Annotated in this window: 14 protein-coding genes; 1 reads left to right on the top strand and 13 read right to left on the bottom strand. The window is 69.6% G+C overall.

The genetic code is table 11. The features are described 5' to 3' along the window. Positions 1–377: 377 nt before the first annotated feature. The 5 genes from SD455_RS11525 to SD455_RS11545 all read right to left on the bottom strand — a co-directional run bounded on the left by SD455_RS11525 (position 378) and on the right by SD455_RS11545 (position 6,378). Positions 378–1,853: a maltokinase N-terminal cap-like domain-containing protein gene (locus tag SD455_RS11525; RefSeq protein WP_445508190.1), complete on the bottom strand. Its 1,476-nt coding sequence runs from the start codon at positions 1,851–1,853 to the stop codon at positions 378–380. A 94-nt stretch (positions 1,854–1,947) separates the two neighbouring features. Beyond that, positions 1,948–2,943 (bottom strand): 23S rRNA (guanosine(2251)-2'-O)-methyltransferase RlmB, encoded by a 996-nt coding sequence (rlmB, locus tag SD455_RS11530; RefSeq protein WP_070158960.1) that lies wholly within the window; start codon positions 2,941–2,943, stop codon positions 1,948–1,950. Beyond that, positions 2,936–4,402 (bottom strand): cysteine--tRNA ligase, encoded by a 1,467-nt coding sequence (cysS, locus tag SD455_RS11535; protein ID WP_445508191.1) that lies wholly within the window; start codon positions 4,400–4,402, stop codon positions 2,936–2,938. The genes rlmB and cysS overlap by 8 nt, the downstream gene beginning before the upstream one ends. Before the next feature lie 9 nt (positions 4,403–4,411). After that, positions 4,412–5,806 (bottom strand): 2-C-methyl-D-erythritol 2,4-cyclodiphosphate synthase, encoded by a 1,395-nt coding sequence (gene ispF, locus SD455_RS11540; RefSeq protein WP_445508192.1) that lies wholly within the window; start codon positions 5,804–5,806, stop codon positions 4,412–4,414. Positions 5,807–5,853: 47 nt separating this feature from the next. Continuing rightward, positions 5,854–6,378, bottom strand: a complete 525-nt coding sequence (locus tag SD455_RS11545) for a CarD family transcriptional regulator (protein ID WP_070162238.1) — start codon at positions 6,376–6,378, stop codon at positions 5,854–5,856. A gap of 319 nt (positions 6,379–6,697) precedes the next feature. Here SD455_RS11545 and SD455_RS11550 point away from each other — a divergent pair, with 319 nt between their 5' ends. After that, positions 6,698–7,258, top strand: coding sequence for a hypothetical protein (locus tag SD455_RS11550; RefSeq protein ID WP_070162236.1), 561 nt, complete (start codon positions 6,698–6,700; stop codon positions 7,256–7,258). A 118-nt stretch (positions 7,259–7,376) separates the two neighbouring features. Here the strand turns inward: SD455_RS11550 and SD455_RS11555 are convergent, their stop codons facing one another. The 8 genes from SD455_RS11555 to SD455_RS11590 form a co-directional block, all read right to left on the bottom strand. Next, positions 7,377–7,679, bottom strand: a complete 303-nt coding sequence (locus SD455_RS11555; protein WP_445508193.1) for a glutaredoxin family protein — start codon at positions 7,677–7,679, stop codon at positions 7,377–7,379. A 111-nt stretch (positions 7,680–7,790) separates the two neighbouring features. After that, positions 7,791–7,889, bottom strand: coding sequence for a 30S ribosomal protein bS22 (locus tag SD455_RS11560; RefSeq protein ID WP_081652675.1), 99 nt, complete (start codon positions 7,887–7,889; stop codon positions 7,791–7,793). Between the two features lie 97 nt (positions 7,890–7,986). After that, positions 7,987–9,204, bottom strand: coding sequence for an acetoin utilization protein AcuC (locus SD455_RS11565; RefSeq protein ID WP_445508194.1), 1,218 nt, complete (start codon positions 9,202–9,204; stop codon positions 7,987–7,989). Between the two features lie 37 nt (positions 9,205–9,241). Continuing rightward, positions 9,242–9,913 carry a potassium channel family protein gene (locus SD455_RS11570; RefSeq protein ID WP_083277765.1) on the bottom strand — a complete coding sequence of 224 codons (672 nt, stop codon included), beginning with the start codon at positions 9,911–9,913 and terminating at the stop codon, positions 9,242–9,244. Continuing rightward, positions 9,906–11,297: a TrkH family potassium uptake protein gene (locus SD455_RS11575; RefSeq protein WP_445508195.1), complete on the bottom strand. Its 1,392-nt coding sequence runs from the start codon at positions 11,295–11,297 to the stop codon at positions 9,906–9,908. Before SD455_RS11575 ends, SD455_RS11570 begins: the two co-directional genes overlap by 8 nt. A gap of 10 nt (positions 11,298–11,307) precedes the next feature. Then, on the bottom strand, positions 11,308–12,153 hold the full coding sequence (gene proC, locus SD455_RS11580; protein ID WP_445508196.1) for a pyrroline-5-carboxylate reductase: 846 nt from the start codon (positions 12,151–12,153) through the stop codon (positions 11,308–11,310). After that, positions 12,153–13,037 carry a sugar phosphate isomerase/epimerase family protein gene (locus SD455_RS11585; RefSeq protein WP_445508197.1) on the bottom strand — a complete coding sequence of 295 codons (885 nt, stop codon included), beginning with the start codon at positions 13,035–13,037 and terminating at the stop codon, positions 12,153–12,155. The genes proC and SD455_RS11585 overlap by 1 nt, the downstream gene beginning before the upstream one ends. Further along, a complete protein-coding gene (locus SD455_RS11590; RefSeq protein ID WP_311023432.1) occupies positions 13,024–14,076 on the bottom strand; it encodes a Ppx/GppA phosphatase family protein in 1,053 nt (350 codons plus the stop codon). The genes SD455_RS11585 and SD455_RS11590 overlap by 14 nt, the downstream gene beginning before the upstream one ends. Positions 14,077–14,078: the final 2 nt, after the last annotated feature.

Here is a 14,078-nt window from a genome sequence, read left to right on the forward strand (position 1 = left end):
CAACTTTTCTATCCTAGAACATCTCGTTTCCGGCTGTCAAACCCGGTCCCGAGCCGCCCTCCGGACAGCAACTTCTCTATCTTACCTGATCCATCCTGCTTGTCAAACCCGCTCGATCCGAGCTGCTCGATCTCATCAGGATGGCCTCGAAGACTTCGAAGCCTGCGCCAGGCCCGTCGGCCTTGCCGTCGTCCCCGGCGCGGAATGAAACTCTAGCACCATCTCTGAGCGAATGTAAACTCGGCGTGAACAGCGCCCCGAAATCCGCGCCAGCACTGGGATCCAGCCCTGTCAGGGCCCCTCTCCGGGAGCTGCACGCGGATGAGACCGTGGTCACAATTCGCGACGCACGGCTCACGCTCGCGACATCCCCCTGGTCAAGACTCCGCCTGCAGCAGCATCGAGGGCCGGAAGACCCACTGCCCCTGCCAGCGAGAGAACAGGTCCATCGCTTCAGAGAGCATGGCCGCTCGGAAGAACACCGAGTCCACTCCGGTGGTGTCTGCCTCAGACTGCCGGTATCCCTCAAGGAACACCTCGGAGACGTCCTCGTACCACTGTCCGAAGTTCACCGCGTCCACCTCGGCCGGCTTCTTGCCCTGGTGGCCCTCGCTCGCCGCTTCCATCACCACGTTGGCGAAGGACATCAGCATGGTGACGACGTCCCGCAGCGGCAGAGCCTGGTCTGCCATGCCGCCGTCCTCATTGAAGATCCATCGCTCCGACTCCGGATCCGCCAGGTGGGTGTGCGCCAGGCCCAAGGCTCCATGGATGCGCTGCACCTGCAGAGGCTCGTCGACCTCTCGCAGCTCGGAGAGCATCAGGTCGACGACCTCCGCCATGTCCGTGCGCTCATCGTCGTCGAACTCCTCACGGACCTGCTCCCAGTGGGCCCGCAGATCGGTGCGTGCCTGGTCCGCCATCACCTTCAGCTGCTCCCGGCTCTGCGGGTGCCCGCCGAACGCCGTCGCCAGGTCCGCGTGGAAGTCACCCAGGGCACGACCCATCCGCCGAGCCAGGCGCTTGAAGGTCTTCCCCTCTGCCATCGCCTTCCTGGCCAAGGTCCGTCCATCGGGGGCTTGGCCGATCGCCTCCCGGATGATCGCCAGGTCACCTGTGGCCCAGGCCTCCTCCACGCCTTCTGCCAGTGCGGCCGTGCGGTCCTCCCACGAACAGCTCACCACGCCGAGCACCTTCGCGATCGAGGACGAGTCGGACTCGGTCAGCGTCATCGCGGTCTCGAGCTCGATGTCCCGCACGGAACGGGGGCGTCGCTGGAACTCCACCACGGCGCGCTGGGACAGACCGGCGTCGTCGGAGAGCCCCTCAGGGGTGACCATCGTGCGGGTCACCGGGCGGAGCTTCGACTCGCTCGCCGTCCGGCGCAGCTGGACGGTGAAAGGGGACCACTGATCGAACCCGGCCATGGCCTCTCCCCTGGACCGCCCATTGCGACTGCCCTGCCGGCGTCGTGCCATCTCCAGCCAGGCGGCCAGGAAGGCGCGGTCCCGGGCGCCGTCGTACAGCCACACCTCAGCGCCGTCGGCTCGGGCCAGCCGGCCGATGAAGGCGTTCTTCCCCGCCAGGGCGGAGGGCCGACTGCGCACGGCCACCGGAACGGCGACCTGGTCACGGTGACGCTCCCGTCGAGAGGCGACGTGGTCCACGTCGAAGACGTGCACCTCCAGGAACAGCTCCGGGTCGGCATCGCCGGCGGGAGTCGGAAGGCGGAGACCCCCCACACGGGTGAAGGCGCGACGACCTCGGCGCGCAGGGAACCACGGCTGGTGGACCAGCCAGTTCTCCATGACTTCCAGGAAGCCAGGCTGCTCCTCACCACGCACTCGCGCCATCCGTGCCTCCTCACACCTCAGATCCGGACGGGCCTGCCCGCCCCCTCACCGACGTTACCGCAGGGTGACCCCGATCTCGTGGCGATCCGCGCGCTCAGTCGGCACGCCGACGACGCATCGCCACCTCATACAGGGAGATCCCCACCGCCATGGAGGCGTTCAGCGACTCGGTCGAGGAGGCGATCGGCACCGAGACGATCTGGTCGCAGGTCTCGCGCACCAGACGCGACAGCCCGCGGCCCTCCGAGCCCACCACCAGGATGATCGGTTCGAGCGCCAGCTCCAGCCCTGGCAGTTCGACCTCTCCGCCGCCGTCGAGCCCCAGGACGAAGTATCCCTGATCCTTGGCCTCCTTCAGCGCCTGAGTCAGGTTCTTCGCACGGGCCACGGGGATCCGTGCCGCCGCCCCGGCCGAGGTCTTCCACGCCGTGGCGGTGACGCCGGCGCTGCGACGCTCCGGGATCATCACGGCGTCGGCGTCGAAGGCCGCCGAGGCACGGAGGATGGCGCCCAGGTTGCGAGGGTCCGTGATCGAATCGCAGGCCACCAGCAGCGGCTGATGCGGGATGTGGCCCTTCTTCGCGCTCTCCAGGAGGGACTCGGTCAGCTCCACCGGGTCGGCGTAGTCATAGGGCTCCAGCACCAGAGCAACGCCCTGGTGGACGGCGTCGCCGGTGGTGGTGTCCAGCTGACGGCGCGCCACCTCCTTGACACGCACACCCTGCTCCGCGGCATGGCGCAGTGCGTCACGCACCCGTCCGTCCGAGTCGATGTCGGTGGCGATGTGCAGCTCGCGGGCCGGCACCCGTTCGGCCAACGCCTCGACCACCGCGTTGCGCCCGGCGACGACGTCATCGGCTCCGTGCCCGGAGCCGCGCCGGCCGCGGGACTGCTGCTGAGTCTGCTTGGCCTGGGCGCGCTCCGCCAGCTTCTTCTGCCGGTGGGCCTTGTGATAGACCCGGTCCTCCGCCTTCGGAGTGGGGCCTTTGCCTTCGAGCTTGCGGCGCCCCTGCCCGCCGGAGCCGACGACGGCTCCCTTCTTCTGCTTCTTCCGCACTGCGGCGGACTTCGGTCGAGAGTCCTTAGCCATGAGCGGCCTCCTTGTCGGTTCCACGGGCCAGCGACCAGCGGGCGCCGTCGCGGGAGTCCTCGATCTGCACCCCGACCGCCGTCAGCCGGTCACGGATGGCGTCCGCGCGCGCATAGTCCTTCGCCGCCTTGGCCTCGGCCCGTTCCTCGAGCAGACCCTCCACCAGGGAAGCGAGGGCGGCGTGGCCGGCGTCGTCCGCAGCGCGGCTCGGGGACGGGACGTCCAGCAGGCCGAGCACCGAGGCCATCGTCGCCACCTCCCGAGCACGGGCGACGGCCGTGCCGCGGTCTCCCGCATCCCAGGCGGTGTTGCCGGCCCTGACAGTGTCATGCAGCACCGCCAGGCCCGCAGGCACGTTGAGGTCGTCGTCCATCGCCGCGGCGAACCCCTCGGGCACGGCATCGCCGGGAGCGATCTCCTCGACCTCGCCTGCACGGGCGAGGAAGGTCTCGATGCGGTCGACGGCGGCCTCGGCCTCAGCCAGGGAGCTCGGCCGGTAGTCCAGCTGGGAGCGGTACTGCGCCTGACCCAGGAAATACCGCACCGCCACCGGTCGGGCCGACGCCAGCATCTCCTCCGGAGAGATCGTGTTGCCCACCGACTTGGACATCTTCTCGCCCTCGTAGGTGACCATGCCGTTGTGCAGCCAGTAGCGGGCGAAGCCGTCGCCGGCCGCGGCCGACTGGGCCAGTTCGTTCTCATGGTGCGGGAAGCGCAGATCCAGGCCGCCGCCGTGGATGTCAAAGGTCGGACCCAGGTACTTGGTGGACATCGCGGAGCATTCCAGATGCCAGCCCGGCCGACCACGACCCCAGGGCGAGTCCCAGGAGGCAGACTCCGGCTCCCCGTCCTTATGTCCCTTCCACAGCGCGAAGTCGCGCGGATCCCGTTTGCCGCGCGGATCAGCATCGGGGGCGTCCTGCATGTCCTCCACCCGCTGGCGGGTCAGCTCCCCGTAGGCGGGCCAGGAACGGACGTCGAAATAGACGTCGCCGGAGTCGTCGGTGGCCGGATAGGCGTGGCCGGCGTCGATCAGCCGGCGGATGAGCGTGAACATCTCTGTCATGTGGCCCGTGGCGCGCGGCTCATACCGGGGCCGACGCACACCCAGGGCGTCATAGGCCTCATGGAAGGCCTGCTCGAAGCGATAGGCCAGGGCGAACCAGGGCTCCCCCGCCGGGTAGTCCTCATCCGGCACGAAGTCCGCGGCATACGACGCGGCAGACTTCTCCAGGATCTTGTCATCGATGTCGGTGACGTTGCGGACGGACAGGACGTCGTATCCACTGTGCTCGAGCCAGCGCACCAGGATGTCGAAGGCCACCGCCGAGCGGACGTGGCCCACATGCGGGCGGCCCTGCACGGTGGCCCCGCAGTAGTACAGCGAGACCCGTCCCGGCTGGAGGGGCTCGAAGTCGCGGACGGTCGCCGTCTTGGTGTCATAGAGTCGCAGTGCCACGGGGAAAGCCTAACTGACCGCTGGCGACGGGGACTGCGGGATCAGCACGGCAGTGGCGGTGGCCAGCACACCCTCGCCGCGGCCGGTGAAGCCCAGCCCGTCCGAGGTGGTCGCGCTGAGCGCTACCGGGGCCCCGGCCGCCGCCGAGAGCACCCGCTGCGCCTCCTCGCGCCGCGGACCGAACTTGGGGCGCCTCGCCACGAACTGCACCGAGATGCTGCCGATCTCGAATCCTGCCTCACGCACGATCCGCGCCGCCTCCTCCAACAGTCGCACACCGGAGGCTCCCTCCATGTCCTCCCGGTCCGTGCCCAGGGTGTCCGCCCCGAAGTGCACGCCGAGGTCTCCGACACCGGCTGCGCTGAACAGGGCGTCGCAGGCGGCATGGGCGACCGCGTCGCCGTCGGAATGCCCGGTGAGTCCCTGCTCGCCGGGCCAATGCAGGCCCGCCAGCCAGAGCTCCCGAGGCTCCCCCGCCGATGCCACAGCGTGGACGTCATGCCCGATGCCGACCCGCGGGACGACCACGGCCGGGGGCCTCCCCGCAGGGTCCGTGCCCGGCGAGGACGGCTCAGAGCCGTGCTCGGCGAGCAGCGCCTCGGCGGCCAGCAGATCCGCCGGAGTCGTGATCTTCAGCGCACGGGCGTCCCCGGAGACCACGGCGACGTCGACCCCGAGGGCCTCAGCGACCATGGCCTCATCGGTCAGCGCCTCGGCCTCCTCCGCCTTCAGCTCCCCCAGATGGGCGAAGGCCCGCAGCAGGAACTCCAGGGTGAAGCCCTGCGGCGTCTGCACAGCCCGCAGCTCGGCCCGAGGCAGGGTCTCGCGCACCTGCTCGGCCTGCTCCGAGTGGTGGCCGAGGCGTCCGGCCGGATCGACACGCTTGATCGTGTCCGTCACGGGGACCGCTGGCACGACGGCGACCGAACCGGCCTCCACCTGTCGGGCCACCCGCTCGGCGACGTCCGCGGGGGTCAGCGGCCGGGCGGCGTCGTGGACCAGGACGGTCAGGGAGCGTTCATCCCACCCATGGTGCCGGGCCTGCTCGGCCACGGCGTCCACACCACGCGCCACGGAGGCGGGACGGGAGGGGCCGCCGTCGCGGACGATCACCGGGATGCCCGCGCGGCGCGCATGCTCGGCGCCGAGCGCCGCGAGCCGCTCCCGGGCCGGCGGCAGCCCCGGCAGCACGAGGACCACGAGGTCGATGCCGAGGCCGGGCGCCCGGAGCGGGCCGAGAGAGTCCAGCGCACGCGCCAGCAGCGGACGGCCGCCGAGCTCCACGAGAGCCTTGGGAATGCCGTGCCCCAGACGCTGTCCGCTTCCGGCCGCGACAATGACGAGCGCCCGGTGCTGTTCAGCATCCGGGCGCTTCGTCTCAGCCGGTGCGACCTGGGGTCCCACCTGATGATTCACCTGTTGCGTGCCTCGCTCCGTGGTCGGGCCTCAGGTCACTTCTTCGCCGACGCGGCGTCGGCGTCCTGCGGCTTGGGCGCCTCGTCCAGCACCTCGTCCAGCAGCTTCTCCGCCTCGTCCTCCTCGAGCTTCTTGGCCAGAGCCAGCTCGGAGACCAGGATCTGCCGCGCCTTGGCCAGCATCCGCTTCTCCCCCGCGGAGAGGCCTCGGTCGTTCTCCCGGCGCCAGAGGTCCCTGACCACCTCGGCGACCTTGTTCACATCGCCGGAGGCCAGCTTCTCCAGGTTCGCCTTGTACCGACGCGACCAGTTCGTCGGCTCCTCGGTGTACTCGGCACGCAGCACATCGAAGACATGCTCCAGGCCTTCCTTGCCGACCACATCACGCACGCCGACCAGGTCGACGTTCTCCGCCGGAACCTCGATCGTCAGGTCGCCCTGGGAGACGCGGAGCTTGAGGTACATCTTCTCCTCGCCCCTGATGGTACGCATCTTGACCTCTTCGATGGTGGCCGCTCCGTGATGCGGGTATACGACTGTCTCGCCGACCTCAAAAATCATGTAATTGTTCCCCTTTCCCGCGGACAAGTTTATCACGGATCACATGCGCGACAGCGTGTCGGATCCCACCCTTGCCGTCACACGGCATAAGGTGTGCGGCCGCAGTTCTTCGACAACCTGTAGAATCACGGCTGACACCCGCCTTCCGCGCGGACCTGGGGTCGACGTCGACCTCGGGCCTGGTCACCGCCTTCCCCGGCGGCGTCCGTACCTTTCTCCGCGCGGCCACATCTGCGGCGTGACGCCTCCTGGCACGGACACAGATGACGTAGTCTGGAGGCGATCATCGTCGCACCGACATCGTGAGGAGACTCTCGACGTGAAGCTCGCCCCCTCCCAGGTCCGCCGCGCGGCCGCGGCATCCCTGGCCGCCGTCGCCGTCATCGGCGTGACCGGCTGCAGCGCCATCAACTACCAGGCGACCACGCACCAGTACTCCGGGTCGGACGGCGTGCGCGTCGACATCGACGACGTGAAGTTCCGGCACATCGCCTTCGTCGGCGCCGAGGAGGGCGGACCCGCCCGTGCCATCGGCACCGTCAACAACGGCGGAGTCGAGGACGTCGAAGTCGAGATCAGCGCCGACGGCCAGTCCCACTCCTTCACCGTGCCGGCCGGTCAGGCCGTCTCCCTGGAGAACGATGAGGAGTTCATCGTCGAGGGCTTCAGCGGAGCCCCCGGCAGCATCCACGACGTCACCCTCACGGTCGACGGCGACACGGAGGACATCGGCGCCACCGTGCTCGACGGCGTGCTGCCCGAGTACCGGGCCCTGCTCCCGGACGGCTACGACGAGGCCGTGGTGGAGCACCTCGAGCACGGACCGGACACCTGGGGCTCCGGGGCCGCACACCACGACCCGGACGACGACGGCCACTGAGCATCCGCTCCGGCCAACCCGTGCGGTCGGCTCCTGCGAGGAGGGCCCAGCCGAGAGATCGGCTGGGCCCTCCTCGTATCTGCGGGGGCACCCACGACCCGCAGGCCAGGGCCGCCGCTCAGCGAGCGGTCGCCTCCCGCAGCATCCGCCGCAGCCGGATCGGATCGAAGCGCCAGAAATCGCGCACCCGACCGTCGATCCGCAGCACCGGGATCTCCTCAGCATGGCGGGCCAGAGCCTCCGGATCGGCGCTCAGGTCCACTTCCACCGGCTCCAACGCGAACTCCGCACAGGCCTCGGTGGCGACCGCCAGCGCCTCCTCGCAGAGATGGCAGCCCGGCTTGGTCAGCACCTCCACGAGGACGCCGCGGTCCCCCGCGCCGCCCGGGCTCACCGCACTCTGCTCCTGGGACGGATCCATATCAGTCAGCCTCCTGGTCATCGATGAGACTCAGCCGCCCCGGACCTCCCCGGAGACGACCAGACCCCGGGAGCGCGGACGCTTCCGGGGTCTGTGTCAGCTCAGCTGAGCTTACTTCTTGTTGCGCCGCTGGTGGCGAGTCTTGCGCAGACGCTTGCGGTGCTTCTTCTTCGCCATACGCTTGCGGCGCTTCTTGATCACTGAGCCCATAGGGAGCAGATCCTTGTCTGTCGGTGAATAGTCGAAAGGTCTCGGAACAGTGTAGCGGTTACTGGGCCCATGCCTGGAATCGGCCCTCAGCGCCTGGTCAGTCGAACCAGGGGTCGAGCCCGTAGTGCGGGAACAGCTCTTTGCGCGTCTGCATGACCGCCCGGTCCACCGCGTCCGCGGGGTCATAGCCGAGCTCCCAGCTGCGCCACCACAGTTGGGCGTCGTCGTGCATCCGCTCCGGGGTCTCCACACCGCAAGTGCGCCGCACGTAGTCCCGCCAGGGCTCGGGCACCGCGGTGCGCAGCGGCAGCGGATCGCCGGCGGCGATCGCCACCAGATGCGTCCAGCTGCGAGGCACCACCCGGTGGACCTCATACCCTCCCCCGCCGGTGGCGATCCAGCGGTTCTGACAGTGCTCCTCCGCCAGATGCGCGACGTCCAAGGCCAGCTGACGCTGCCCGTCGATGCTGAGCCGACAGTCCGTCAGCGGGTCCTCCTCATGAGTGTCGCAGCCATGCTGGGACACCACCACCTCCGGGGCGAAGGCCTGCACCAGCGGCGGCACCACCGCATGGAAGGCCCGCAGCCAGCCGGCGTCGCCGGTGTGAGGGGGAAGCGCCACGTTGACCACGGTGCCGGCGGCGCTCGTGCCGTCCGGCGCAGTACCGCCAGTCTCATCGGGGAACCCGGTGCCCGGATACAGCGAGACCCCGGTCTGGTGCAGGGAGACCGTCATGACCCGGGGGTCGTCATAGAAGATGTCCTGGGTGCCGTCGCCGTGGTGGGCGTCCACGTCGAGGTAGACCACCGGGGACAGCCCGCCGTCCAGCAGCCGCTGGACGGCCACGGCCGCGTCGTTGTACACGCAGAAGCCGCCCGCCCGCGCCCGGCCGGCATGGTGCAGGCCCCCGGCGAAGTTCACCGCATGGACGGCCTCCCCGGTCAGCACGGCCTCCGCGCACAACCGGCCGCCTTCAGCGATCCGCGCCGCCCCGGCATGCAGCTGGGGGAACACCGGGGTGTCCTCGGTGCCCAACCCGTGCTGCGGGGCGGGGAGACCATCCGCCGAAGCGGCTTTGACGGCCTCCACATAGTCGGCGTCGTGGACCGTCAGCAGGGTGGCGTCGTCGGCGATGCCGGGCGCGACGAGACGCACCAGAGGGTCGTCGAGGATCCCGAACTCGCGGCAGAGCCTGTGGGTCAGGTCCAGGCGCACCGGATCCATCGGGTGGGTGGCGTTGAAGCGGTACTCCAGCAGCGCCGGATCCCAGATCACGGTGGTGGGCACGGCGGCGTGGAACGAGGGCTGTGTCACACGCCCGAGCCTACGACAGGACGACCCGGATAGGCGATCAGGCGCTCTCGGCGAAGTGCTCGAGCTTCGTCACGTCTCCGGAGACGATGATCGTGTCCCCCGGCGACACCAGGGTGTCCGGCTGGGCGTAGACGAACTCCTTGCCGGGGGACTTCACGCCGACCACATTGACCCCGTGTCGACGCCGCGGCTGGCACTGGTCGATCGTCTTGCCCTGCAGGTCCTTCGGCGGCCGCATCTTGACGATGGCGAAGTCGTCGTCGAACTTGATGAAGTCCATCATCTGCCCGGAGACCAGGTGCGCGGCGCGCACGCCGGCGTCGTGCTCCGGATAGATCACGTGATGGCACCCGATGCGTTTGAGGATCTTCCCGTGGGTGGGGTTGATGGCCTTCGCCCAGACGTGCCGGACCCCCAGGTCCACCAGGTTCACCGCGATCAGCACCGACGACTCGATGGAGGTGCCCACGCCGACGACCGCCGAGTCGAACTCGTCGGCGCCGATCTGGCGCAGCGCCTCGATGTCGGTGGCGTCGGCCTCGAGCACATGGGTGAGCGTGTCCGAGTACTTCTGGACCAGACCCCTGTGCCGCTCGACGGCGAGCACCTCCTTGCCCTGGGCCATGAGCTGCTCGGCCAGCGCGATGCCGAACCGTCCCAGCCCCACGACCAGCACGGGACGGTTGCGTTGTTGACGGCGATCACCCAAGGATCGGCCTCCCCTCCGGATAGCGGTAGCGCGTGGTGCGCTGACGCACGGCCAGCGCGGCCGCGAAGGTAATGATGCCCACCCGGCCGGCGAACATCAAGGCGGCCAGGACATACAGCCCCGACGGCGGCAGCTCCTCGGTGAGCCCCGAGGTCAGCCCCACCGTCGCGAAGGCCGAGATCGACTCGTACAGCGGCCGCTCCATGTCCAGGCCGGTGATGTGCATCAGCGCCAGCGTGGAGATCAGCACCAGTGTGGCCCCCATGGCCACCACGGAGACCGCCACACGGACCGCCGAGGCCGGGATGGTCCGCTGATGGGCGACCGACTCCTTGTCACCGCGTGCCTCGGCCAGGAACGCCAGCCAGATCACCGCGATCGTGGTGACCTTGATGCCGCCCGCCGTGGACACCGAACCGCCCCCGGCGAACATCAGGGCGTCCGAGATCAGCATGGTGGTGGAGTTCTCATGGTTGGACTCCACCACGGAGAAACCTCCCGAGCGCATGTTCACCGACGCGAACAGCGAGCTCTGCAGCTTCTCCCACATCGGCATCTCCCCGATGGTGGCATTGTTGTTCCACTCGAGGAACGCGTAGATCGCCGCTCCGACGACCATCAGCAGCGTCGTGACCTCCACGGTGAGCTTGGCGTGGATGTTCCAGCTGCGGTAATGCCAGCGGAACCGCCACAGCACGTAGAGCACCGGGAAGCCCAGACTTCCCAGCACCACACCGATCATGATGGCCCAGAGCACGATCGGGTCATGACCTACGGCCTCCAGCCCGTCGGCATGGATCACGAACCCGGCATTGTTGAACGCCGAGATCGCATAGAAGATCCCATGCCAGAAGCCGGTGACGACGTCGCCCTCGATCGCGATCAGCCGCGGCACCAGCACGGCCGCCAACGCGGCTTCGATGGCCAGCGAGATGATGATGACGATGCGGATCAGACTGGCGACCTCCCCCAGCTGATCTGTCTTCCAACCCTCCTGAGCGAGCTGCTTGGTGCGCACGCCCAGGCTGCGGGAGACGCTGGCGGCCAGCACAGAGGCCACCGTGAGGATGCCGAGGCCGCCCAGCTGGATGGCCACGATGATGGTGATCTCCCCCGCCAACGACCAGTGCTCCGCGGTGTTCACCGGGGTCAGCCCCGTCACCGACACGGCCGAGGTGGCCACGAACAGGGCCTCCGGCAGGGAGGCCGCACGGCCGCTGGCCGTGGCCCACGGCATCATGAGCAGCGACGTGAAGAAGGCGATCGCGAAGGCGAAGATGAGCAGAGCCGCACGGGCGGGGGACGCCCCGGCCACACTCTTCATCCACCCCATGAAGTCTGACCACAGGCCCCCGCGGGCCTGCGGCTGTCGATCCCTCACCATGGAAGAGAGCCTAGGCCTGTTCTCGCAGCTGTGCGGTCATCTCCGCGGCCCGGTCCGCGCTGGCCTTCACGGCGGCGACCACGGCCTCCGGGACGCCATGGGAGTCCAACTGGCCGATGGCCCTCTCGGTGGTCCCGTTGGGCGAGCACACCGCTCGCCGCAGGGCGGCCGCATCGGCGGCGCCCGAGACGTGGTTCTCCACCAGCATCGTCCCCGCGCCCTGCACGGTCCGAGCGGCGATGTCGGCGGCCAACGCAGGATCCAGCCCCAGCTCCACGCCGGCGGCGGCCATGTGCTCCGCCAGGTGGAAGGCGTAGGCCGGCCCGGAGCCGGAGATGCCGGTCAGGGCATCGATCTGGGCCTCGTCGATGACATGGACCGCCCCGCAGGCCTCCAGCAGGCCCTTCACCCGGTCAGTCTGGTCCGCGGTGACGTGGGCGCCCGGCACCAGGCCGACCACACCGAGGCCCACGGAGAGCGGCGTGTTGGGCATGGAGCGGATCACCGGCTGGCCCGCACGCAGGGCGTCCTGCATCATCTGCAGGTCCACCGCGGCGGCCACAGAGACCACGACCGCCTCGGGCCTCAGCGCGTCCCGGATCTCCGTGCACAGGGCGACGATCCCATGCGGCTTCACGCCCAGGAAGACGACGTCGGCCTCGGCGGCCGCGCGACGGTTGGCCTCGGCGTCGTCCTCCTCCGCCAGCACGGTCACGCCATGCTCGGCGGCCCGCGCCCGGGCGGAGGCCGCCGAACGCGAGGTGGCGACGACGTCGTCGGCCGAGACCCCCGAGGCGAGAAAACCGGACAGGATGGCGCCGTTCATGGACCCGAGCCCCAGCATCGCGATGCGCATCAGGACTTCTCCTCCTCCGTGTCAGCTGCGTCAGCCGTGTCATCGACCCCGGCCCCCTCGGCCGAGGCCGCGCCGCGCGCCAGGTGGCGGCGGGCGAACTCCAGTGATTCTGCCAGCCAACGCTCCTTCTCACCCACCTGCTTGGCCGCACGGGTGGCGACCTCCACCGCCACCACGCCTCGGAACCCCTGCCCGTCGGCGAAGTCGGGAGAGGCGATGAGCTCCAGAGTCTCCGCGACAGGCTGCTCGCCGTGGCCGGGGATGAGGTGGTCGTCCTTGAAGCCGTTGGACCAGCCGTCCGTCAGGTGCACATGCCGCAGCCGGCCGCCCAACCTGCGGCAGGAGTCCAGCGAGTCGGCCTCCGCGGTGGCCGCATGGGAGAAGTCCCAGGTCACGTAAGGGTAAGCCTGACCCACCGGGTCCCAGTGCGGCAGGTACATGGCCGCGGTGCGCCCTCCGGCCTTCCACGGGTACATGTTCTCCACTGCGAAGTGGACCCCGGTGTCCTGCTCCAGCTTGGCGATGCCGTCCGCGAAGCCCTCCGCGTAGCCGGCCTGCCAGCGGAACGGGGGGTGCGCCACCACCGTGGCGCACCCGACGGCGGCGGCCAGCTTGGCGCTGCGCCGCAGCTTCTCCCAGGCGGAGCCCCACACCTGCTGGGTCAGCAGCAGCGTGGGCGCGTGGATGGCCATCACCGGCAGCCCGAAGCGCCAGGACAGCTCGTTGAGCACGTCGGCCTGCTGCGTCTCGGCCCGGTGGGTGACCATGACCTCCATGCCGTCGTAGCCGAGATCGGCCGCCATGGAGAAGCCCTCAGCCGCCCCGAGGGGGTAGACCGAGGACGTGGACAGCGCCACCGGGATGCGCGGCTCAGCGGTGGGCATGTTCGACCGCCGCTCGAGTCGCCGCGACGTCGCGGCGCGTCGGCCGCCTCAGCTCGCGGGCGAGGTCCACATGGCCCACCCCGGGCGCGTGGGCGACCTCGACGCCGTGCTCCCGCACCAGGGCGTCCAGCCGACGCAGGATCAGCCCCTCCCGCAGCGCCCAGGGGCAGATCTGCAGCTCGTCGATGCCGAAGGTCTTCATGGCCGCCTCCGCCACCAGCGCACCGGCGAAGACCTGCCGCGCGCGCACGACGGAGACGCCGGGCAGCTCCGCCCGCTCGGTGGCGCTCATCTGGCCCAGCCGCTTGACCAGCGGCTTGAGGTCCTTATGCGCCAGCGTACGACGCACATAGGGGCCGGAGGCCGACGGTGCCGCGCCAGTCATCCGGGCCAGAGAACGAAACGTCTTGGAGGTGGCCAGCACCTCGGTATGGGAGTTCAGCATCGGGAACTCCAGGCGGGCGGCCGCGATCTCCTCCCGCACATAGGTCTTCAGCGCCTTGATCTGCTCCTTGGTGGGGGGATCCTCGGTCAGCCAGTCCCGGGTCAGCCGACCCGCGCCCAGCGGCACCGACATCGCCGTGCTGGGCAGCTCGTCCTGCCCGTAGGCCATTTCGAAGGAGCCGCCGCCGATATCGAAGTTCAGGATGTGGCCCGCGCTCCAGCCGCGCCACCGACGGGCGGCGAAGAACGTCATGGCCGACTCCTGCGCCCCGGTGAGCTCCATGAGCTCCACATCGGTCTCAGCGGCCACGCGGGCCAGGACCTCGTCCCCGTTGGTGGCTTCGCGGATCGCCGAGGTGCAGAAGGACAGCAGATCCTCGGCCCGGTGCCGGGCGGCGAAGCGGGCGGCCTCGTCGATGAACCCGATCAGCTCGTCCTGCCCCGCCCGCGTGATGGCGCCCTCGGGGTCCAAGTGACGGACCAGGGACAGCGGCCGCTTATGCGAGGCGAAGGCTTCGGGCTTGGCTCCGACGTGCGCGTCCACCAGGAGCAGGTGGACGGTGTTGGAGCCGATGTCGAGCACGCCCAGTCGCATGA

It is taken from the genome of Nesterenkonia sp. K-15-9-6 (assembly GCF_052656005.1).

Coding starts and splice junctions, on each gene's coding strand:
- SD455_RS11525 (WP_445508190.1), bottom strand. CDS start 1,853: ATGGCGCGAGTGCGTGGTGAGGAGCAGCCTGGCTTCCTGGAAGTCATG.
- rlmB (WP_070158960.1), bottom strand. CDS start 2,943: ATGGCTAAGGACTCTCGACCGAAGTCCGCCGCAGTGCGGAAGAAGCAG.
- SD455_RS11545 (WP_070162238.1), bottom strand. CDS start 6,378: ATGATTTTTGAGGTCGGCGAGACAGTCGTATACCCGCATCACGGAGCG.
- SD455_RS11555 (WP_445508193.1), bottom strand. CDS start 7,679: ATGGATCCGTCCCAGGAGCAGAGTGCGGTGAGCCCGGGCGGCGCGGGG.
- SD455_RS11560 (WP_081652675.1), bottom strand. CDS start 7,889: ATGGGCTCAGTGATCAAGAAGCGCCGCAAGCGTATGGCGAAGAAGAAG.
- SD455_RS11575 (WP_445508195.1), bottom strand. CDS start 11,297: ATGGTGAGGGATCGACAGCCGCAGGCCCGCGGGGGCCTGTGGTCAGAC.
- proC (WP_445508196.1), bottom strand. CDS start 12,153: ATGCGCATCGCGATGCTGGGGCTCGGGTCCATGAACGGCGCCATCCTG.
- SD455_RS11585 (WP_445508197.1), bottom strand. CDS start 13,037: ATGCCCACCGCTGAGCCGCGCATCCCGGTGGCGCTGTCCACGTCCTCG.
- SD455_RS11590 (WP_311023432.1), bottom strand. CDS start 14,076: ATGCGACTGGGCGTGCTCGACATCGGCTCCAACACCGTCCACCTGCTC.